The sequence below is a fragment of the Thiohalobacter sp. genome (genome assembly GCF_027000115.1).
Classification (GTDB): domain Bacteria; phylum Pseudomonadota; class Gammaproteobacteria; order Thiohalobacterales; family Thiohalobacteraceae; genus JALTON01.
Window position 1 is genome coordinate 1 of the sequence record NZ_JALTON010000018.1, and the last position, 19,587, is coordinate 19,587.

At 67.0% G+C, this 19,587-nt stretch carries 19 protein-coding genes; 8 read left to right on the plus strand and 11 right to left on the minus strand.

Going from position 1 to position 19,587, the window contains the following annotated elements; genetic code table 11:
- The first annotated feature begins 114 nt into the window (after window positions 1-114).
- Genes lpxL through MVF76_RS02720 form a run of 3 tightly spaced genes read left to right on the plus strand, consistent with a single transcriptional unit; the run spans window position 115 to window position 3,019 of the window.
- Entirely contained in the window at window positions 115-1,041 is a 927-nt protein-coding gene (gene lpxL, locus MVF76_RS02710; RefSeq protein ID WP_297527249.1) for an LpxL/LpxP family Kdo(2)-lipid IV(A) lauroyl/palmitoleoyl acyltransferase, read from the plus strand.
- Window positions 1,038-1,940, plus strand: a complete 903-nt coding sequence (locus MVF76_RS02715) for a glycosyltransferase family 9 protein (protein ID WP_297527250.1) — start codon at window positions 1,038-1,040, stop codon at window positions 1,938-1,940. The genes lpxL and MVF76_RS02715 overlap by 4 nt, the downstream gene beginning before the upstream one ends.
- Window positions 1,937-3,019, plus strand: coding sequence for a glycosyltransferase (locus MVF76_RS02720; protein WP_297527251.1), 1,083 nt, complete (start codon window positions 1,937-1,939; stop codon window positions 3,017-3,019). The genes MVF76_RS02715 and MVF76_RS02720 overlap by 4 nt, the downstream gene beginning before the upstream one ends.
- On the opposite strand, the gene MVF76_RS02725 is transcribed toward MVF76_RS02720, so the two are convergent.
- The 8 genes from MVF76_RS02725 to glnE form a co-directional block, all read right to left on the minus strand.
- Window positions 2,964-3,995: a glycosyltransferase family 9 protein gene (locus MVF76_RS02725; protein ID WP_297527252.1), complete on the minus strand. Its 1,032-nt coding sequence runs from the start codon at window positions 3,993-3,995 to the stop codon at window positions 2,964-2,966. The genes MVF76_RS02720 and MVF76_RS02725 overlap by 56 nt on opposite strands.
- Before the next feature lie 40 nt (window positions 3,996-4,035).
- A complete protein-coding gene (locus MVF76_RS02730) occupies window positions 4,036-5,256 on the minus strand; it encodes an O-antigen ligase family protein (RefSeq protein WP_297527253.1) in 1,221 nt (406 codons plus the stop codon).
- The gene (locus MVF76_RS02735) at window positions 5,250-6,215 is read right to left on the minus strand and encodes a glycosyltransferase family 9 protein (protein WP_411293541.1); all 966 of its coding nucleotides are present in this window, start codon (window positions 6,213-6,215) and stop codon (window positions 5,250-5,252) included. Before MVF76_RS02735 ends, MVF76_RS02730 begins: the two co-directional genes overlap by 7 nt.
- 19 nt (window positions 6,216-6,234) lie before the next feature.
- The gene (locus MVF76_RS02740; protein ID WP_297527255.1) at window positions 6,235-7,377 is read right to left on the minus strand and encodes a glycosyltransferase family 4 protein; all 1,143 of its coding nucleotides are present in this window, start codon (window positions 7,375-7,377) and stop codon (window positions 6,235-6,237) included.
- Window positions 7,374-8,273, minus strand: a complete 900-nt coding sequence (locus MVF76_RS02745) for a mitochondrial fission ELM1 family protein (protein ID WP_297527256.1) — start codon at window positions 8,271-8,273, stop codon at window positions 7,374-7,376. The genes MVF76_RS02740 and MVF76_RS02745 overlap by 4 nt, the downstream gene beginning before the upstream one ends.
- Before the next feature lie 87 nt (window positions 8,274-8,360).
- Window positions 8,361-8,576, minus strand: coding sequence for a zinc-finger domain-containing protein (locus tag MVF76_RS02750; protein ID WP_297527257.1), 216 nt, complete (start codon window positions 8,574-8,576; stop codon window positions 8,361-8,363).
- Window positions 8,577-8,655: 79 nt separating this feature from the next.
- A complete protein-coding gene (locus MVF76_RS02755) occupies window positions 8,656-9,612 on the minus strand; it encodes a branched-chain amino acid transaminase (RefSeq protein ID WP_297527258.1) in 957 nt (318 codons plus the stop codon).
- A gap of 95 nt (window positions 9,613-9,707) precedes the next feature.
- Window positions 9,708-12,608 carry a bifunctional [glutamate--ammonia ligase]-adenylyl-L-tyrosine phosphorylase/[glutamate--ammonia-ligase] adenylyltransferase gene (gene glnE / locus MVF76_RS02760; RefSeq protein WP_297527259.1) on the minus strand — a complete coding sequence of 967 codons (2,901 nt, stop codon included), beginning with the start codon at window positions 12,606-12,608 and terminating at the stop codon, window positions 9,708-9,710.
- A 179-nt stretch (window positions 12,609-12,787) separates the two neighbouring features.
- On the opposite strand from glnE, the gene MVF76_RS02765 reads away from it, so the two are divergent.
- The 4 genes from MVF76_RS02765 to MVF76_RS02780 all read left to right on the plus strand — a co-directional run bounded on the left by MVF76_RS02765 (window position 12,788) and on the right by MVF76_RS02780 (window position 16,198).
- Window positions 12,788-13,954, plus strand: a complete 1,167-nt coding sequence (locus tag MVF76_RS02765; protein WP_297527260.1) for a PilT/PilU family type 4a pilus ATPase — start codon at window positions 12,788-12,790, stop codon at window positions 13,952-13,954.
- Between the two features lie 281 nt (window positions 13,955-14,235).
- On the plus strand, window positions 14,236-14,805 hold the full coding sequence (locus MVF76_RS02770; protein ID WP_297527261.1) for an RNA polymerase sigma factor: 570 nt from the start codon (window positions 14,236-14,238) through the stop codon (window positions 14,803-14,805).
- Complete coding sequence (locus MVF76_RS02775) at window positions 14,805-15,569, plus strand: hypothetical protein (RefSeq protein WP_297527262.1); 765 nt, start codon at window positions 14,805-14,807, stop codon at window positions 15,567-15,569. Before MVF76_RS02770 ends, MVF76_RS02775 begins: the two co-directional genes overlap by 1 nt.
- Window positions 15,570-15,745: 176 nt before the next feature.
- On the plus strand, window positions 15,746-16,198 hold the full coding sequence (locus tag MVF76_RS02780) for a ligand-binding protein SH3 (RefSeq protein ID WP_297527263.1): 453 nt from the start codon (window positions 15,746-15,748) through the stop codon (window positions 16,196-16,198).
- Window positions 16,199-16,281: 83 nt separating this feature from the next.
- On the opposite strand, the gene MVF76_RS02785 is transcribed toward MVF76_RS02780, so the two are convergent.
- Both MVF76_RS02785 and MVF76_RS02790 read right to left on the minus strand, forming a co-directional pair.
- Window positions 16,282-17,937: a coproporphyrinogen-III oxidase family protein gene (locus MVF76_RS02785; protein WP_297527264.1), complete on the minus strand. Its 1,656-nt coding sequence runs from the start codon at window positions 17,935-17,937 to the stop codon at window positions 16,282-16,284.
- A gap of 43 nt (window positions 17,938-17,980) precedes the next feature.
- The gene (locus MVF76_RS02790) at window positions 17,981-18,547 is read right to left on the minus strand and encodes a hypothetical protein (protein WP_297527265.1); all 567 of its coding nucleotides are present in this window, start codon (window positions 18,545-18,547) and stop codon (window positions 17,981-17,983) included.
- Window positions 18,548-18,913: 366 nt separating this feature from the next.
- On the opposite strand from MVF76_RS02790, the gene MVF76_RS02795 reads away from it, so the two are divergent.
- The gene (locus MVF76_RS02795) at window positions 18,914-19,303 is read left to right on the plus strand and encodes a DUF6455 family protein (protein ID WP_297527266.1); all 390 of its coding nucleotides are present in this window, start codon (window positions 18,914-18,916) and stop codon (window positions 19,301-19,303) included.
- A 10-nt stretch (window positions 19,304-19,313) separates the two neighbouring features.
- Here the strand turns inward: MVF76_RS02795 and MVF76_RS02800 are convergent, their stop codons facing one another.
- Window positions 19,314-19,562, minus strand: a complete 249-nt coding sequence (locus MVF76_RS02800) for a hypothetical protein (protein ID WP_317622922.1) — start codon at window positions 19,560-19,562, stop codon at window positions 19,314-19,316.
- Between the last annotated feature and the right edge of the window lie 25 nt (window positions 19,563-19,587).

Sequence of the window (19,587 nt, forward strand, 5' to 3'; positions counted from 1 at the left end):
CAGTTGGCAGGGGGCGTGGGGGAGGCTGGGCGCCAGAATCCGGTATCCGGAATTCAGGCACCGGAACCGGGCTCACGCCCCACGCCTCACCCCCCACTGCTACAATCCCCGCCCATGTCCGCCGTCGCTCTCCCCTCCGATCGCAGCCGCTTCGCCCCCCGCTACTGGCCTACCTGGGCTGGGCTGGGGCTGGGCCGGATCGTTGCCGGCCTGCCCTACCCCTTGCAGATGGGGATCGGGCGCGCGCTCGGCAGAATGGCCTTCCACCTGGCCCGCGAGCGCAGGCACATCGCCACGACTAACCTGGCGCTGTGCTTTCCCGACCGCGATGCGGCCGAACGCGAACGCCTGCTGCGCGCCCACTTCGAATCACTGGGCATGGGGGTGGTGGAGACGGCCATGAGCTGGTGGACACCGGCCGCGAGGCTGTCGCGACTGGCACGGGTCGAGGGCCTGGAACACCTGCAGCACGCGCTCGAACGCGGGAAGGGCGTCATCCTGCTCAGCGCCCATTTCACCACCCTGGAAATCGCCGGTCGTCTGCTGGCCCTGCAGGCGCCCTTCCATGTGCTCTATCGCCCGCACAAGAACCCCGCCTTCGAGGCCGTCATGCGCAAGGCAAGAGAGCTGCACTTCGAAAAAGCCATCCGCCGCGACGACATGCGCGGTTTCCTGCGCAGCCTCAAGGGCAACATGCCGGTCTGGTACGCACCCGACCAGAACTATGGCCGCGAACACAGCATCTTCGTCACCTTCTTCGGCGTGCCCGCCAGCACCATCACTGCCACCCATCGGCTGGCACGGATCAGCGGCGCGCCCGTGGTACCCTTCTTTCCCGAACGCCTGCCGGACGATGCCGGCTACCGGCTGCGCATCCTGCCGGCGCTGGAGAGCTTCCCCGGCGACAACGAAGCCACCGACACCCAGCGCATCAACGACCTGATCGAGACCGAGGTGCGACGCATTCCGGAGCAGTACCTTTGGGTACACCGGCGATTCAAGACCCGGCCCGGGAAACTGCCCAGTCCGTACAAGACATGAGCCGAAGCATCCTCGTTGTCACGCTCAGCAACATCGGCGACGCCATCATGACTACGCCGGTCCTTGAGCGCCTCCACCAGCTTTATCCCGAGGCCTCTGTCGATCTGGTTGCCGATCCCCGCTCCAGTGCGCTGTTCGAGCACTGCCCCTACCGGGGGCACATCTTCCTGAAGGAGAAAAGGCTCGGCTGGCGCGGCACGCTGGCGCTGGTTCGGAGATTGCGCAAGAGACGCTATGACCTGGTGGTGGATCTCCGCACCGACGGCCTCGCCCTGCTGTTGCGTTCCCGAAAGCGGTTGCTCAAGTGGGGAAGAAAGCCCCTCGGCCCGCATGCCGTGGAAGACCTGATTTCGATACTCCGTCCGATCGACCCCGAGGGGCGCATTCCCCCCGCGCGGGTATGGCCGGGCCCCGAGGGCGAGGCCCGCGCATCGCGGCTGCTCGAGGGAAGCCGGGGCTCACGCTGGCTGGCACTGGCCCCCGGCGCCAACTGGGAACCCAAGATCTGGCCTGCGGACCGGTTCGCGCAACTTGCCAATGCCCTGCGTCGGCACTGGGATGACTGCATCCTGCTGGGAGGCGACGGGGACCAGGCGCGCTGTCAGGCGGTGGCCAAGGCCATCGAGGGCCCCACCCGGAATCTCTGCGGCAAAACCGACCTGCCGACAGCCGCAGCCGTCGCGAGCCGCTGCGTGTTACTGGTGGGTAACGACTCGGGCCCTGGACATCTTGCCGCCGCGGCCGGCACCCCGACCCTGACCCTGTTCGGCCCCGGGCAGCCGACGCGGTATCACCCATGGGGACAACGGAGCCGCTGGATAGCCGCACCGGACCGACGACTGGAGTCGCTGACGGTGGAACAGGTATTGGTGGAGGCCGAGGCCGCTCTGAGCTCATGACAGACAGCATCCAGATACTCGGCAGCCGGCACGGCGGTGGCGCCGAACGGTTCTTCGTCCGGCTGGTCACCGCGCTCAATGCACGGGGACATCGCGCCCTGGCGGTCGTACCGCCCGAGAGCTGGGCGGCGCGAAAACTGCCGGACGAAGTGCCGAAACAGCATCTACGGATGCGGAGCATCTGGGACGTCGCCGCCCGACTCGGTATCAGGAAAATCGTCCGCCGCGAGCGCCCGCCGATCGTGCAGACCTGGCTTGGTCGCGCCACGCGCCTCACCCGGCTGCCGGCCAACGGCAGCCCGGTCCACGTCACCCGGCTGGGCGGCTACTACAAGCTCAATGGTTACCGGCATGCGCATGCCTGGGTCGGCAACACGCGGGGGATCCGAGACTACCTGTTGCAGGCCGGACTGCCGGAAACACGCATTTTCCACATCGGCAACTTCATCGAGCTTCCGCCGGCCCTGCCCGTCTCCGAATGCATGGCCTTCCGCGCCCGGCACGACATACCGTGCGATGCATGGCTGCTGCTTTCCATCGGACGCCTGCATCCCTGCAAGGGCTTTGCCGATCTGATCGACGCCCTCTCGGCGTTGCCCACGCAGCACCAGGGCCGCCCGCTGCATCTGGCCATCGCCGGAGACGGCCCCTTGCGCGAGGCGCTGCACGCCCATGCCGCAGCGTCACCCGCGGCCTCCAGAATCCACTGGCTCGGCTGGATCGATCAACCCAACCTGGCGCTGCAGGCCGCCGATCTCTTCGTCTGCCCCTCGCGGGAGGAGGCGCTGGGGAACGTCATCCTGGAGGCCTGGGCGAACCGGGTACCGGCCGTCGCCACCCGCACTGCCGGTGCGACGGAGCTGATCGAACCGGGCGTCTCGGGCCTGCTCTGCGACATCGGCGCGCCGAGCGATCTGGCAGGCAAACTCGGAGAAGCGCTGGCCATGACCGAAGGCGAACGCGATGCCATGATCGCCGCCGGCCGCAGGCGCATCATCGAGGCGCATTCCGAGGAGGCCATCGTCAATGCCTATCTGGATCTGTATCGAAAATTGAGCAGCAGTCCGGATCCTTCCTGATCCGGTCGAACACCTCATCGACCGAAATATCATTCAGGCAAAGGTGGCCCCGCCGGGCAGGACAGGTTCCCAGGTAACAGGGACTGCAGTCGACCTTATGAACCAGCACCCGGGCCTCCTGCCCCAGGGCATGGTGACGCCGCCAGTCGGTCGGCCCGAACAGGCTGAACACGGGAATCCCCGCGGTGGACATCACATGCATCGGTCCCGAATCGCCGGTGACCGCAAAGGCCGCCAGGCGGGACAGGGCCGCAAGTTCGATGACGCTGAGCGCATCGCTTGCATCGGTGCCCACCACGGAGGCCAGCCGCGCATTCAGCGCCCGCTCCGGTCCGCCACCTACCCAGACCACGTCGATGCCCGCCGCATCGAGGCGTCGACCCAGCGCGGCAAAGTTTTCTTCGGGCCAGCGCTTGGAAACCCAATTGGCGCTGGAGCCGGCATGCAACAGGGCCAGCGGGCGTCCACCCAGGCCCCGCGCCGCCAGCCACTGCCGACCGGCTGCCTCGGCGGCCGCATCCAGCCACAGGCGTGGGCGGGGATCCACCTGCGGGATGCCGGCGCTGGCAAGCAGCGCCGCGAGGCGCACGAAGATGTGCGCGGAACGATCGTCCTCGCGGGGACGCACATTGTAGATGCCGCCGGGCGACCGCCCTACACGCCGCGCCGCACCGCTCAGCGCCACCATCAAGGCACTGCGATCCGAGTTCTGGAGATCATAGATGCTGTGGAATCGGTGGCGGCGAATCCATGCCAGCGACGCGCTCATGGCACGAACACCCTTGCGCGGAAAGGCCACCACCCGCAACCGCGGATGGCCGGCAAAAAGCGGCGCGAACGCGGGTGCGGTGAGCAGGAATATTTCCTCCTCAAGGTGGTGCCGAACAATCGCCTCGATGAAGGGGGTACTGACAATGACATCTCCCAGCGCACCAAGCTTGATGATCAGTATCCCCCGGTGGCCCCGGCGGCTCACGGATCGCCTCGCGCCATGCAATCATCTCCCGGCGGATGTCTCATTCGCCACCCGCCGTCGCGACGCCGCGGCCCCGCGCCACCCCGAGCCGTGTCTCCAGGCAGAGATATTCCAGCGCACCCAGCAGGACAAACATGTAAAGGCTCAGTTGTCTGGAGGCATAGGAAAAGCTGAACAAGGCGGCCACCAGCAGCGCGGCCACCGCCGCAAGCAGGGCCGCCGCCAGCCTGCGTTGGCGCTCGTTACCGAAACGCACGGCGCGCAAGCCATGGACGATGCCGACACCGACAAAGCCGAGCAATGACAACAGCCCGAACCAGCCTGTCTCATACCATGCGTCCATGAGAAAATTGTGCAGATGGCCCACCGCATGGCCGGGCTCAACCTCCAGCGCCTCGCGAGAATAGCCGATCTGCCCCATCCCCACCCCGAAGGCAAGCGACTCGGGCGGGTGTGCAACCGCCTGGCGCCAGATTTGCGTCCGGCCACTGGTGAACCGGTCCAGGGTCACCCACCCGTCGCCCCCGTCGCCCAGGTGCAACGCACGGAAAAAGCCCTGCCCGGACAGGACGACGCCCGCTAGCACCACGGCACCCGCAACCATCACCGCCCGTCCCGACCGCCAGCGCATGCCGAGCATCAGGTACACCACGCTCATCACCCCGAGCGCCGCCAGCGCCGCACGCCCCTGCGAAAACACGATATAGCCAAGCACCAGCAAGAACAGGGTGACCTGTGCCACCCGGCGCAACCCCGCCCGGGGCAGGGACGCGAGCCACAGCAGCACCAGGGGCGTCAGGAAGGGCAGATTGTCCTCCTTCATGTGCTGGGTGGGCTGGAAACCGGGCTCCGCCATCTGCAATGGCAACAGGAGATAAAGCAACAGCACAAGGGCGAGTCCCGAGGCACCCCAGACCGCCAACAGGCGAGAGCCCGCCTCGGGGACACGCTGCAACGCCATCAGGGTCAGCGGGAAGGCCAGGGTGTGCAGCGCATAGACCAGCCAGTTCTTGAAACTGTCCGCTCTGTCCGGCGCCTGGAGAACGCTTGCCAGGAATGCAACCAGCAGAAGGCCATAGGCAGCCGCGGACACCCGGCTCCATCGCGGGGGGTGGCGCAGCAGCACAAGCAGCCCCCAGAGCACATAGATCCCCGCCAGACTGTTGAACAACCCGCGCCCGCCGACCTGGGCCAGCGGGAACAGGGCAGGCATCAGCCAGCCGTGTTTCAGAAACTGCCTGTCCAGTGCGTTCATCAACATTCCGTTTTCCCCAACGTCTTCACCACGGCCGCCGCGACCCGCGCCACCCCGATGCCCGCCATGCCCGCTTCTCCGTCGCCCTGCTCCGGCAGCACGCACTGGATCCTGGCGGAGTGCGTCAGAGGCGGTGAAGCACCGAAAAGCCCGATCGCCGGGGTCCCGACCGCGGCCGCCAGGTTGAGCACACCGGTATCGTTGCCCACATAGACGTCACACGCGGCGAGCAAGGCCGCGACTTCGTCTATGGACCTGTCGGTAACCCGGACGAGACGTTCCCGTGGGTTACCGGAGGCGGCGACGATCTCGCCGGCAAGACCCGATTCGTTCGTCCCTCCCACCAGGAACAGGGTACCGGGCAGATGCCCGGCGAGGCGGGCAAACCGCGCGGCACCCCACTGCTTGTCCGGCTCGCTGCTGCCGATACCCAGGGCGATCCAGGGCCTCGCCAGTCCGGAAAGCGCCGCCTGCATTCTTGCCTCCAAGGCATCCGCCACCGGCAATACGGGTTCGCTTTCCGACTGCGGCAACCCCTTCGCCGCGAGCAACAGACGCGCCTTTTCGATCGGATGTCGCCGGCGGTCACCCGCGCCGAGTCCGGGTTCGCTCAGCCACAACCGCTGCATGCCGAAGCCGAAACCGACGCGCCTGGGGATGCCGGCCAGCCAGCAGGCAAGCGCATAACGCGCGCTTTGGTGAAACAGCCAGACTTCGTCGAAACTGCGCCGGCGAAGATCCCCGGCCAGCCGCCACAGGCCGCCGAGTCCTCCGTGACGCCCTTGCCGATCGAGCCACAGCACTTCTCCGATGGCCGGGTCCGCCGCCAGGAGCCGGTCTGCCAGGCTGCGCCGCTTGGTCAGCAGGGACACCTGACCACCCCGGGCCCGGCCCGCCACCGCGTGAATGGCCGGCAAATGCCAGACCATGTCTCCGATCCCCGGCAGCGGCTGGATCAACAACACCCGGGGCAAGGCCGGGCCGTCACCCCCTGCGCTCATGCCGCCCCCCCGTGTCATCCTCGCCGTGCCCGACAAGTTCAGCATACAGTTTGAGGGTATCCGCGACCATGCGCGCAAGGGTGAAGGGATGGTCCCGGGGTACGGGTTCCGGCCTCAGCAACAGCTCGGAGACCCGCTTCTCTGCTGCCGCCAGATCTCCCGCTGCCACCTTGCCGACCGGATAGAGTTTCTCGAGCACCTCTCCGACGCCTCCCTCTGCATAGCCTACGACGGGAACGCCCAGACTCAGTGCCTCAAGCACTGTCCGCCCGAAGGACTCCGGCCGCCGGGAGAGGGACAGCACCAGATCGGAAGCGGCGTAGATTTCGCGCACGTCACCGCGCTGCCCGAGAAAGCTGACGCGATCCTCGAGGCCAAGATCAACGACCCGCTGGCGCAATGCCCTGGCATAGGCCGCACGACCGGGTTCCTCGCCACCCACGATCAAGCCATGCACATTCAGCCCTGTCGCGCGCAGCCGGGAAATCAGCTCGATGAAATCCTCATGCCCCTTCAGGCGGCTCAGACGCCCCACCATGCTCAGGACATGGCGTTCGAGCAGGTGAGGCGCATCCCGGTACCATGCCTCGGGCGGTCTGTAACCGTAGGGAAATGCTCGAGGGTCGACACCCCGGGGTATGACGCGCAGTCGCGCGGAATCGACCCCGGGGTAGTTGTTCAGCACATAGTCGCGCGCCGTCTCGGACACACAGATCACGCGCTCCCCCCGCGTCATCACCCCACTGTAGCGATTGACCGAATACAGGCCGTGCACCGTGGTGATGAAACGTGGGCGGACGCGGGGATCCATGCCCCGCCAGGCGAGCCAGGCGATCCAGGCCGGCATCCGCGACCGTACATGCAGGATATCCACCCGCTGCTCCGCCAGAAATCGCCGCAACCTCGGCACCAGGCGCAGGCTCCACGGCGACTTGCGGCCGACCGACCACGGGTAATGCTCGCTGCCCTCCTCGACCAGCCGCTTGACCAGCCGCCCGCCCCCCGACATCACCAGCGAACGGTGGCCGGCCTGCACCAGGGCATGGGCCATCTCCAGGGTCCCTCGCTCCACACCGCCCGACTCCAGCGCCGGCAGCATCTGCAGTACCCTGAAGGGGCGGCTCATGCCCGCAGCTCCGGCCAGCGCGCCAACACCGCATCCGCCACCCGGCCCGCCTCGTCCAGCGGCTCGGCGGGCAACCGCAGGGGCGCGCCGGCCTGCCAGGCTGCGAAGGGGGTAACCAGGCCGTCGGCGACCAGCCGGTCCAGGCCGCGCACCAGCCGCCCCTGGCGGCGCCGCGGCAGGGACAGCAGGCCGACGGCGGCGCCGGCGCTGAGCGCCTCGTGGATCATGGAGACGCTGTCCTCGGTCACCCACACCTCCGTCGCCGCCGCCAGCTGCTCCGGCAGCCAACCGGGCGCCGTATCCTGCCAGTGCACGCGACGCACGGCGTCCGGCAGCGGCAGTTCATCCAGATACCCCGCGGGCGTGCGCCGGGAATCGGCAACCGTCCAGTCCCGTGCCGGCGTGGCCGCGGTGACGGCGGCAATCTGCTCCGCCAGTGCCGCACCATCCCAGCCGTGATGCGCCGAGGGTCCGCCGACCAGGATCAGGCCCTGGCGCGGGTCCTTGACCGGTGCCGGCCGCACCCGGTTGAGCACCCCGCGCGTCACCAGCACCTCGCCCGACGGCAGCGGATCGTGGCCCGGTACCACGCACAGGTCAAACCAGCGACCGGGCAGGGAGGGGCGCATCAGCACCAGTGCCCGGCCGCCGACGGCGCGGCGCAGAGCCAGCAGGCCGAGATGGGTGGCGTGACCGGCGCCGACCAGCAGGTCGGGCCGCGGCAGGGCGGCCAGTCGCGCAGGCAGACGACCCCACAATGCAGGAATCAGTTCGGAAAGGGACAGCGGCCGGGTGTCGTGCGCCGAGACCGGCGCGCGGCGGCCAAGGGCCTCGACCAGTCCGGCGCTCTGGTTCTCGTGCCCCGGCTTGCCGTCGATGATGCGCCAGACGATCAAGGGCAGAGGGAAGATGCAAGAGACAAGATGCAAGCAGGGGCGCGCCCGGTCCCTTGCGACCTGTATCTTGTATCCCGCATCTTGTTTCTACCTCTTCAGAACATACTCGGCGCCGCAATAGGGACACTTGGCATGGCCCGTCTCCTCGATGGGCAGGAAGACGCGCGGGTGCATGTTCCACAGCTCGGTGTCGGACAGCGGACAGTGCAGTGGCAGATCGGCCGCGGTCACCTCGTAGACATTGTCGGCGTTGGGGGTGCGGGTGGCACCGGCCGAAGGGTTCGCTGTGTCGGGATTAGGCATGATTGTCTCCGAGAGTGGGAAAGCCGGAATCCGTTTGCGCACTTCCCTGATGGGCACGCTTCGCTTTGCCCATCCTACCTTATTTCTGACTCCTGACTTCTGACGCCTCCCCCTGCCTCACCGGCGTCAGCCACTCGGGATGCACCTGGTGCCGGCCGTGGACCACGTCGAAATAGAGCTTCTGCAGCATTTCGGTCACGGGCCCGCGGGTGCCGCTGCCGATGGGCCGGTTGTCCACCTCGCGGATGGGCGTGACCTCGGCGGCGGTGCCGGTGAAGAAGGCCTCGTCGGCGATGTAGACCTCGTCGCGGGTGATGCGCTTCTCGCGCACTTCCAGCCCCTGCTCGGCGGCCAGGCGCAGGATGGTGTCGCGGGTGATGCCTTCCAGCGCGGAGGTCAGGTCCGGGGTATAGAGAATGCCGTCGCGCACGATGAAGATGTTCTCGCCACTGCCCTCGGCCACGAAGCCGTCGACATCCAGCAGCAGGGCCTCGTCATAGCCATCGCGCAGGGCCTCGTTAAGCGCCAGCATGGAGTTCATGTAGTTGCCGTTGGCCTTGGCGCGGCACATGGTGATGTTTACATGGTGGCGGGCGAACGAGGAGGTCTTGATGCGGATGCCGTTGCGCATGTTCTCCTCGCCCAGGTACGCACCCCACTCCCAGGCGGCGACGATGACGTGCACCTTCAGATTGTCCGCGCGCAGGCCCATGCCCTCGGAGCCGTAGAAGGCCATGGGACGGATGTAGGCGGAGGCCAGGCCGTTCTCGCGCACGACGGCAAGCTGCGCCTCGTTCAGCGTCCCGGCATCGTACGGCATGGGCATGTTGAGAATGCGCGCCGAATTGAACAACCGCCGGGTATGATCCTCCAGCCGGAAGATGGCCGTACCGCGCTCGCCCTGGTAGGCGCGCACGCCCTCGAACACGCCCATGCCGTAGTGCAGGGTGTGGGTCAGCACATGGGTGGTGGCCTCGCGCCAGGGAACCAGTTCCCCGTCATACCAGATGACGCCGTCTCGATCGGCCATGGACATGATCAGCAATCCTCGATGTCTGTTGTCCCGGATTCCGGATTCCGAGTCCTGAATCCTGTCTTCTGAATTCTGAATCCCGCATCCCGGGCTGCCGGCTACGCACTTCCGCTTCCGATCAGCCGTTCCCACACCGCCCGCACCCGCTTGCGCTCGGCACGGAACTCGCTGTCGGGCACCCGGGCCGGCTGTTCCTGCAGGGTCAGCTGGTGCAGGCGGCGGCGGTAGGCACGATAGGCGTCGGCCAGGGCCCCGGCATCCGCGGGCGCAATCAGCCCGTGGGCGGCAAGCCCCTCGAGCAGGCGGATGTTGTCGCTGAATCGCACCAGATCGGGGTGATCGTGGGCCCAGCGCAGGATACTGTATTGCACCACAAATTCGATATCCGCGATACCTCCGGCCCCCTGCTTGAGATCGAACCGACCGGGGCCGGCGCGATCCAGCTCGGCACGCATGCGGGCCCGCATGTCCCGCACCTCGGCCGCCAGCCGGACCGGATCGCGCGGCTGGCACAGGACCTCGCGGCGGATCTGTGCAAAGGCCGCCACCGCCGATGCGTCGCCGGCCACCGGGCGGGCACGGACCAGGGCCTGGTGCTCCCAGGTCCAGGCCTCCTCGCGCTGGTAGTCGGCGAAGGCGTCCAGCGCCGTCACCAGCAGCCCCGAGGCCCCGCGCGGGCGCAGCCGCATGTCGACCTCGTAGAGGTCGCCGGCCGGCGTGGCCGTGCTCAGCATGTGAATGATGCGCTGGCCCAGCCGGGCGAAAAACACCGGCGCATCCAGCGGCCTCGGCCCGCGGGTACGCGCCGTGTCCGGTACCGGCTCGTGCAGAAACACCAGATCCAGGTCCGAGCCGTAGCCCAGCTCTATGCCCCCCAGCTTGCCGTAACCGACGATCACGAAGCCCGCCGGCCGCGCCCTGGCGCCCGCACCGAGCATGGGCTCGCCATGGCGGGCGGCGAGGTGGGTCCGCGCCAGCGCCAGCACCCGGATCAGCACCACCTCGGCGATGTCGGTCAGATGGTCGCTGACCACCATCAGCGGCGTGGCGCCCACCACGTCGGCTGCGGCCACCCGCAGCACCGCGGCCTGCCTGAAGGTCCGCAGCACGTCCATCTGCTGTTCCAGATCCTCGGCCCCGATGCCCGCCAGCCGCTCGTCCAGCTCGCGCTCCAGTTCCTCGCGTGAGGGCGGGCGATACAGGGTGCGCGGGTCCAGCAGTTCGTCGAGCAAGATGGGATGGCGGGCCAGCTCGGCGGCGATCCAGGGACTGGCCGAGCACAGGCGCACCAGTTGCGACAGCGCCATGGGATGCTCGACCAGCAGGGCGAGATAGGCGCTGCGCCCGCTGATGGCCTCGACCAGGCGCAGCACCCGCGGCAGGGTCTCGTCGGGGTGCGGGGCGTCGCCGACCGCCGCGATCAGCAGCGGCATCAGCCGCTCCAGCCGTCCCCGCCCGCGTGCCCCCAGTTTCGGCGCCATCGCCAGTCGCGACTGCTCCAGCAGCCGCAGCGCCTCGTCGGGCCGGGCGAAGCCTTCGCGGCCCAGAACGGACGCCGCCTCGGTACGTTCCAGGGTACCCTCCCAGACGCCGGCGAGCGGGCCGACCGATTCGGGCGCCGTTTCCTCGGACTGGGGCGCGCTGAACACCTGCTCGAACTGGCCCTGTACGAATCGGCGGTGGCGGTCGAGTTCCGCCTGGAAGCTTGGCCAGTCGGCGAAGCCCATACTCCAGGCCAGCCGCAGCCGCCCCTCTTCGTCCTCGGGCAGGCTGTGGCGCTGCTCGTCGGCCCATTCCTGGAGGTGGTTCTCCGTCTGGCGCAGGAAGCGGTAGGCGCTGGCCAGCCGGCGCGCCGCATAGGCCGGCAGCAGCTCCAGTTCGGCGAGGCGTTCGAGCACCGTCAACAACTGACGCACCCGCAGCCGGGGCTCGCGCCCCCCGCGCACCAGCTGGAAGGCCTGGGCGATGAACTCGATTTCGCGGATGCCGCCGGGACCCAGCTTGACGTTGGCGTCCATGCCGCGCCGGCGCACCTCGCGGCTGATCATGGCCTTCATCTCGCGCAACTGCTCGAACACGCCGAAATCCAGATAGCGGCGATAGACGAAGGGCGCGAGCAGCGCCATCAGCTCGGCATTGGCCTCCGGGTCACCCGCCACCGGGCGCGCCTTGATCATGGCATAGCGCTCCCACTCGCGGCCCTGGGACTGGTAGTAGTCCTCGAGCATGGCGAAGTCCATCACCAGCGGGCCGCTGTCGCCGAAGGGGCGCAGGCGCATGTCCACCCGGTAGACGAAGCCCTCGGCGGTGCTGTCGCCGAGGGCATGGATCAGCTGCTGTCCCAGGCGGGTGAAGAATTCCTCGTGGGTCAGCCCCCGACGCCCCAGGATGCCGGGCTCGGGGTAGGCGAAGATGAGATCGATGTCCGAGGAAAAATTGAGTTCTCGGGCACCCAGCTTGCCCATGCCGAGCACCGACAGCCGCTGCACCCGGCCCTCGCCGTCGCGCGGCGTGCCCAGATCGCGACACTGCCACTCGAACAGCCGTTCCAGGGTGACCGAGATGCAGGCGTCGGCCAGATCGGACAGGTCGCGCAGCACCTCGTCGACGGGCGCCCAGCCCGCCAGGTCGCGCCAGGCGATGCGCACCATCTCGTAGCGGCGCAGCCGGCGCAGCGCCGCCCCCAGCTCGCGCGGATCGCCCACCTCGGCGAGCGCCCCGGCGACGCGCCCGGGGTACTCATCGGCGGCGTAGTCGCCGAGCAGGTCACCGGAATCGAGCAGGCGCTGGAGCAGGTCGGGTTCGCGGCGCAGGCTGGTGGCCACGAACTCGCTGGCGGCGAACACCCGGCCCAGCACTCCCAGGAATTCGCGATGGTCGGGCACGCGTGCACCCGCCTCCGCCGCGGCCTCGCGAAAGGCCTGCCAGCGGAATGCGGTCCCGGCGCGCAGCGCCTCGGGCACCGCCGAGGCAGGATCGAATTCTGTGAGGCTGTTCACAATTTGCGCCTGACTCCTTTCGTCTCAGGAGCTTACCGCGTTTGCGACGCCCGGAACAGGCGCCGGCCCGTTCAAGTCGCCCGCCCGTTCGCCGACATGCTGGAAGACCGCTCGGGCCCGCCGCGCGCTGCCGCATGCCCGCGCGCGGCGGGCCTCAACAACAGCAATCGGGGACGGAGATGGAATTCAAAGACTATCTGAAGATCATGGTCATGAAGGATGCCTCGGACCTCTATCTGAGCACCGGGGCACCGCCGGCGTGCAAGTTCCATGGCCAGCTGAAGGTCATCGAAAAGGCCACCATGACGCCCGAGCGCATCAAGGAGATCGCCTATTCGCTCATGGACGAGGAACAGATCCGCCAGTTCGAGCAGAAACCGGAAATGAACCTGGCCATCTCCGAACACAATGTCGGCCGTTTCCGCGTCAACATCTTCAAGCAGCGCAATTCCATCGGCATGGTGGTGCGCAACATCAAGACCCGGATTCCGAAGTGGCAGGATCTGGGCCTGCCGCCGGTGCTGACCGAGGTCATCATGGCCAAGCGCGGCCTGGTGCTGTTCGTCGGCGCCACCGGATCGGGCAAGTCCACCTCGCTGGCGGCGCTGATCGACTACCGCAACCAGAACTCGGCCGGCCACATCATCACCATCGAGGATCCGATCGAGTTCGTGCACTCGCACAAGAAATCCATCATCAACCAGCGCGAGGTCGGACTGGACACCGACTGCTATGCCGATGCCCTCAAGAACACCCTGCGCCAGGCCCCGGACGTGATCCTGATCGGCGAGATCCGCGACCGCGAGACCATGGAGCACGCCATCACCTTCGCCGAAACCGGCCACCTCGCCATTTCCACCCTGCATGCCAACAACGCCAACCAGGCGCTGGACCGCATCATCAATTTCTTCCCGGAGGACCGGCGCCAGCAGTTGCTGCTGGACCTGTCGCTGAACCTGCGCGCCTTCGTCTCCCAGCGTCTGGTACCCACCACCGACGGCAAGCGCACCGCTGCGGTCGAGGTGCTGCTGGGCACGCCGCTGGTGCAGGATCTCATCCATCGCGGCGAGATCCACCAGATCAAGGAGGTCATGGAGAAGTCCGAGAATCTCGGCATGCAGACCTTCGACAGCGCCCTGTACCGGCTGTACATGGACGGCCGCATCAGCCTGGAGGAGGCCCTGCGCAACGCCGACTCGCCGAACAACCTGCGCCTGCGCATCAATCTGTCCGAGGAGGACGCCGAAGCAAAACTCGCCGCCACGGCCGCCGGCCTCTCCCTGGCCGAGGACGAGGACAACGGCCCGCAGATCGCGGCCACGGGGACGCTGTCTCTGGCAGAGTAGCGGCCGGCGCCCCGCCCATAAAAAAACCCCGGCCGGAGTGGCCGGGGCAAGCCTCACAGGGGTGGAGGAGTACATACCCTGTCAGTCACGCGGGATCGGGACGCCTGCCAGGAAGCCCGACTCCCTGTGCTTCCGCTGTACTTCCATGGACGAGGCCTTTTCACGATTTATTCCCTCGCCTGCCGCACCACCCCACCGCCACGGCACCCTGTGGAATAATGTCCCCACGGCGCCCGTCTATTTCGCAGCGAGACGCCGAACCCTGGGCCATACGGGTAACGATGATGAAACTGGTGAATTTCTTCTGCCGGAGCCAGGAGTTCCGGAAGCGCCTCGAGGGCAACCGGGACCGCCTGTACCGGATCGCGTACTCCTGGTGCCACGATGCTGCCCTGGCGGATGACCTTACCCAGGAAGCCATTGAAAAGGCCTTGAAGAAGAGCGGCCAGCTGCGCGATCCCGGGGCCCTGGACACCTGGCTGTTCAGCATCCTCAACAACTGCTGGCGGGATCACTTCCGGCGCTCGAAGGATACTGTCGATATCGACGAGATCCCCTTCACCAGTGATTCCACGCCGGAAGAGGAAGGCCACAAGCACCAGGTGGTCACGGCCGTCCGTGAGGCGATCGCCACCCTGCCCAACGGTCAGCGCCAGGTCCTGACCCTGGTCGATCTGGAGGGCTGCTCCTACATCGAGGTCGCCAACATTCTCGGCGTCCCGGTCGGCACTGTCATGAGCCGCCTGTGCCGGGCCCGCCGCGCCCTCAAGGCGCGACTCATCGACTCCGAACTGGCGCCCGGGACAAGCGTAACCGAGCCGCAGAACCATCGGATCCGGAGGATCAAGTGATGACGCTCGATCGAAGCATCTCGGAAGAGCATCTCAACGCCTTCGTCGACAACCAGCTCGACGCAGACGAAAAGAGCCGTATTCTCGGCGCCATCAACAGCGACGAGGACCTCAGCCGCCGGGCCTGCGAGGTGCGGCGCCTGCGCGAGCTGGTCCAGCATGCCTACGATTACCCCCCCCGACCGGCCCGCGAGCACCTGGCGACCCGGCGGGCGAACCCCTGGATCCAGGGCGTCGCCGCCATGCTGCTGCTGGCGCTGGGTGCCCTGATCGGGTGGGTGGGCCATGGCCAGCGGACACCCGAGGCGGCACTGCAGACCCAGGCCATGTACCTGGACGAGGAAAAGGCCTTCCAGACCGCCAGCATCGCCGAGGCGCCGGTGGCCCGGAACGGTCGCAAGATCCTGCTGCATCTCAGCAGCGGCGATCCGCAGAAGATCGAGGAGGCCCTCAACACCGCCGAGGGCCTGCTGCGCACCTACCGCGCCAAGCACCTGCCGGTCGAGGTGGAGCTGGTGGCCAACGCCGGCGGCCTGAACCTGCTGCGTGCCGACGTCTCGCCCTTCGCCGACCGGGTGCGTACCCTGCAGGAGGAATTCGAGAACATCACCTTCCTCGCCTGCCAGACGGCCATGAACCGTCTGCTCCAGCGCGAGCACATGGACAACCTGCCGCCACTGCTGCCGGAGGCGCTGATCACGCCCAACGCCCTCGAGGAGATTCTCACCCGCCTCCAGGAAGGGTGGGTCTATGTGAGCGTCTGAGCCGTCTCGTGGCTCGGACGTTCCGGGGCGCCAAGCATCCAGCGCCCTCTTCGGCCGACTGGCCCGGCCCGCGTCGGATAACGCGAATTGATGCAACCCCAAATACTTGATCTTTTCACTCAGGATCTATATATTAGAATCCACTTATAACCTTATACAGGATTCAGGAGGTCGACATGAGTGGACTGATCGCCAATTTCCCCGCTGACGGCGTGGTAACCGTCAATCGCGTGATTCTGAAGCCGGAGTACACGGTGGATGATCTTCAGGAGCGCGTGGCCCTGTTGTGTGAAAACGTCAAGACCTACCATTCCGACACGGGTTTCGTGGGCGGCTTCGTGTGCCTGAACAGCGGTGCTGTATCCAACGAGGGCTCGACCGTGGGCCAGGCCGTGGAAAGCCCGCTGAAGGGCAAGGAAGCGCTGATCGTGACCTTCTGGAACAGCTTCGAGGATCACGAGGCGTCTCACCGCAGCGAAACCTTCCAGCCGCTGTTCCGGAAGGTGCTGGAGCTGTGCGAGAACGGCAACGAGGAAATTGCCTACGAAATGCTGTGGTCGGGCAAGGCCTATGACCCCGAGGCCGCAAAGGCCGCGCGCGAGGCCAAGGAGAAGTACGCCGCCGCCTGATTCACTGGCACAGCAAAAGAAAGGGCGGGCCCTGCAAGGGGTCCGCCCTTTTTCATTGGCCGTCCCTGGTGCAGTATGCGGGTTCAGGCCCCGGCCGCCGTCCAGGCCCTGACGCCGTCGGTGGCCCGCCGGCCGGGACCACCGCGACGTTCGGCGGCTGTGCGCCGCTCGTCGCCCTGCGGCACCATCGCCGCCAGCTGCCGCCGGTCGCCGCAACGGCGGCGATCGCTGCGCCGGCGCCGTTCCTGCGGTGCCTCATGGAAGCGGAACGGCACCGACTGGGCCGCACCCAGCCGGGTCATGATGAAGGGCACCGGAAACACCTCGATGTATTCCTCGGGCAAGGCGGTCAGCCGCGCCTTGAAGGCATCGGGCGCGAACAGCATGGGGATGATGTTGTTGTAGTAGGCGGCCTTCGGCGTCATGCGCAACAGGTCGCCGTCCCAGCCGACGAAATCCAGCTCGGCCAAGGCCCGGATCAGGTGGCCATACACCTCGGCGATGTCCACGCCATACTTGAAGGCCAGCTCGTTGCGGCTGACGCAGGTAAAGCGCAGCTTGCTCGTCAGTTCGCGGCAGAAGTCCAGCTCCGGGTCCAGTCGGTCGATGGTCGCCACCGGGATGCGGCCGGCATCGATCGCCTCGTAGTAGGACTTGAGGCTGCCGATATTCTGATAGGGCGTGGCGGGCGCGTAACCCTGGGCGTTGAGCCCCAGACCCAGCAGCGGCAGGTTGTCCCAGCGCCGGACCTGATGGGTATAGGCCGCGCGTTCGGGGTCGATGAACACGTTCTGCAGCACCGGCTCGAAGCCGTGCCCGGCCAGCAGCCGCTCGGCCCGCGCGAACTGGCGGATCTTGTACTCGTAGAGTTCATCCTTCGGCGGTTCGAAGTTCTGCTTGGTCTGGCTGCGCTGCTTGTCCAGGGCATAGATGGACACGCTGGGCACACCCAGCGCCACGAACCGCTCCAGGGTATCGGTGAGCGCGGCCTCGTCCTCGCCATCGAAGCCGTACATGGTATCGACGTTGACGTTGCCGATGATCTCCACGGCATCGGCCAGCTCGCGTTCGGCCTCGGCCACGGAGTAGTGCCGGTTGAGTCCGGCCAGCAGCCGCTCGTCCAGGGTCTGGATGCCGTAGCTCAGGCGATTCACGCCCCAGCCGCGCAGGCGCTCCAGCTTCTCGCGCCCAAGCGTGCCGGGCGCGGCCTCGATGGTGATCTCGGCGTCGGGCGCCAGATCGAAGCGCTCGTGCAGGGCAGTGAAGATACGTTCCAGCAGGGCATCGTCGAGAAAGGTCGGGGTGCCACCACCGAAGTAGATGGACTCGCAGGTCTGGCCTGCCATCACCTCGCGGTACATCTCCATCTCGCGCAGCAGATAGCCGACATATTCCGCGGCCCGGTCGATGCCCTTGCCGGGCAACACGGCGTAGTAGCAGAACTTGCACAGAGTCTTGCAGAAGGGGCTGTGCAGGTAGATGGCGTAGCGGTCGGGAATGATGGAGGTGCCGCTGAACAGCTCGGCGGCTGTTTCCGGTGCCGCCGACTTGCCCAGCAGCGGCGGCGGAAAGCTCCAGTCGAAGCAGGGGAAGAAATCGTTCTGGATCCTGAGCAGGGGGGTGAGGCGCTCCTTCAGCGTCTCCAGGTCGGCGCGCAACAGCCCTCCGCTCTCCGCCCCGACCTCATGGGCGCCAATGTATCTCGACTTCTTGTTGAAACAATCGCTGTAGTGCTGCATACATCCTCCTTGGTGCTTCCAGCCTCGGTGATCATCATGCGGGCTACCGCGCTCGCCACACGGCCAGCGGCTGCACCAGCGGCGGCTGGCCGTTGTCGTAGACCCATGAATCGACCACGAACTGCCGGCCACTCCCACGCTCCTGTATCTGGGCCGCCCAGTGCTGGTCGAACAGCAGTGGCGCCCGATAGGCAGGCGCCACGACACGATGCCAGGTCAGCCATCCGGCGGCCTCGAAGGCACGCAGGAAGGCCGTGGTGTTGGTCGATTCGTCGATGCAGTCCAGCCGCCCGGGGCGCTCGGCATCGAAGGGATTGCCGCCCCGGTCCCGGCCCAGCGGGGTGCGCCGGCCGGCAATCATTTCCATGTAGGCGATGGCGACGCGGATACGCTCGCGCTCGGCCGCCGCGCTGGCCGTCGGCGGGCGGAACAGATCGGCGAGCACGGCCCACTGGGCCGGCCCGGGGCGGAAGTCGGCGCGCCGGGCGCATCCGTAGTCGAAGCACAGGGAGAACCGAGGCGGTTCGGCGGCACTCGCCACCGTGGCCAGCGACAGCCCGATACCGGCCAGCCATGCCGCCCAATGGGTCGAGCTGCCTCTTGCGCCCATGGAATCAGACAGCCCGACACGGAAGGCTGTCTGCGAGGACTTCGGGCGAGGTCGCGCGCACCTCGTCACTGGCGGTGTCGTCCATGGCGCCAACCCTCTGCAGCAAAAGCCCCCCTCGCCCTATTAGAACCTGGATCCGAAATCTGGCCGCAGCCCACCCTGCTGCCCGCGGGCAAGGTCACAAGAAGTGTAGACGGCACCCTGGATTCTTCAAGTATTTCTGACAGATGGCAGGTATTCGTGCGACTTCCCGGATCTGCGCGGCGGACGGAGGTACGCGATCTAGAAATGCGTGTTTCTTGTCCGGGATCAAGGTGGTCCTGCCCAAGAACGGGTTCAATGGCAGAAATCGACGGAGGCCCCGCCATGACCGAACTGCTCAACCTGGCCGCCCTGGCACTGCTCGCACTACTGCTGACCGCGTTCGCGGTGCTGCTGTTCGTTGCCATCATCTTCAATGCCCGCGCCGGCGAACGCTACCGCCAGCGGCTGGCGCAACGCCTGGACAACCTGCGCCTGGGCCGCATGCTGGGTCTGCTTGGCATCGATGCCAACGCCTACCTGCACGAACAACGGGTGCTGGACATCCATCACCACATGAACCGCTGTGAGCACTGCGCCCGCACCGACAGCTGCGACCAACGGTTGGCACGCGGGCAGGTATCCCCGGACGATCTCGACTTCTGCGACAACGAGGCCACGCTCAGGGCGCTCGCGGAGGCGCAGACGCACAGGGAGAAGGCGGCACCCGAGTGAGCGGCCGGGCTCAGGCCAGCCATTCCATGAGATAGAAGATGTACTGCCCCTCGGAGGACTTGGAGGGGCCGACCACCTGCGCCGCATGGCGGTTGCGATCCGGGTCGGCGGCCGCGATGGCCTCGGAGGCAGAATCGAACAGGGTGACACAACCGGCCGGGTAACGCTTGCGATTGCGACGCGGCGTCTGGATGACGGCAAAGCGAACGCCGGAAACCTCGGTTTCCGGATCCGGCGGCACGAATCCCTGCAGACTCACGATACGCTCTCCGGGGCGCGACGAG

Coding starts and splice junctions, on each gene's coding strand:
- MVF76_RS02730 (WP_297527253.1), bottom strand. CDS start 5,256: ATGTTGATGAACGCACTGGACAGGCAGTTTCTGAAACACGGCTGGCTG.
- lpxL (WP_297527249.1), top strand. CDS start 115: ATGTCCGCCGTCGCTCTCCCCTCCGATCGCAGCCGCTTCGCCCCCCGC.
- MVF76_RS02795 (WP_297527266.1), top strand. CDS start 18,914: ATGACCGAACTGCTCAACCTGGCCGCCCTGGCACTGCTCGCACTACTG.
- MVF76_RS02750 (WP_297527257.1), bottom strand. CDS start 8,576: ATGCCTAATCCCGACACAGCGAACCCTTCGGCCGGTGCCACCCGCACC.
- MVF76_RS02720 (WP_297527251.1), top strand. CDS start 1,937: ATGACAGACAGCATCCAGATACTCGGCAGCCGGCACGGCGGTGGCGCC.
- MVF76_RS02780 (WP_297527263.1), top strand. CDS start 15,746: ATGAGTGGACTGATCGCCAATTTCCCCGCTGACGGCGTGGTAACCGTC.
- MVF76_RS02755 (WP_297527258.1), bottom strand. CDS start 9,612: ATGTCCATGGCCGATCGAGACGGCGTCATCTGGTATGACGGGGAACTG.
- MVF76_RS02775 (WP_297527262.1), top strand. CDS start 14,805: ATGACGCTCGATCGAAGCATCTCGGAAGAGCATCTCAACGCCTTCGTC.
- MVF76_RS02715 (WP_297527250.1), top strand. CDS start 1,038: ATGAGCCGAAGCATCCTCGTTGTCACGCTCAGCAACATCGGCGACGCC.
- MVF76_RS02790 (WP_297527265.1), bottom strand. CDS start 18,547: ATGGGCGCAAGAGGCAGCTCGACCCATTGGGCGGCATGGCTGGCCGGT.
- MVF76_RS02785 (WP_297527264.1), bottom strand. CDS start 17,937: ATGCAGCACTACAGCGATTGTTTCAACAAGAAGTCGAGATACATTGGC.
- MVF76_RS02770 (WP_297527261.1), top strand. CDS start 14,236: ATGATGAAACTGGTGAATTTCTTCTGCCGGAGCCAGGAGTTCCGGAAG.
- MVF76_RS02740 (WP_297527255.1), bottom strand. CDS start 7,377: ATGAGCCGCCCCTTCAGGGTACTGCAGATGCTGCCGGCGCTGGAGTCG.
- MVF76_RS02765 (WP_297527260.1), top strand. CDS start 12,788: ATGGAATTCAAAGACTATCTGAAGATCATGGTCATGAAGGATGCCTCG.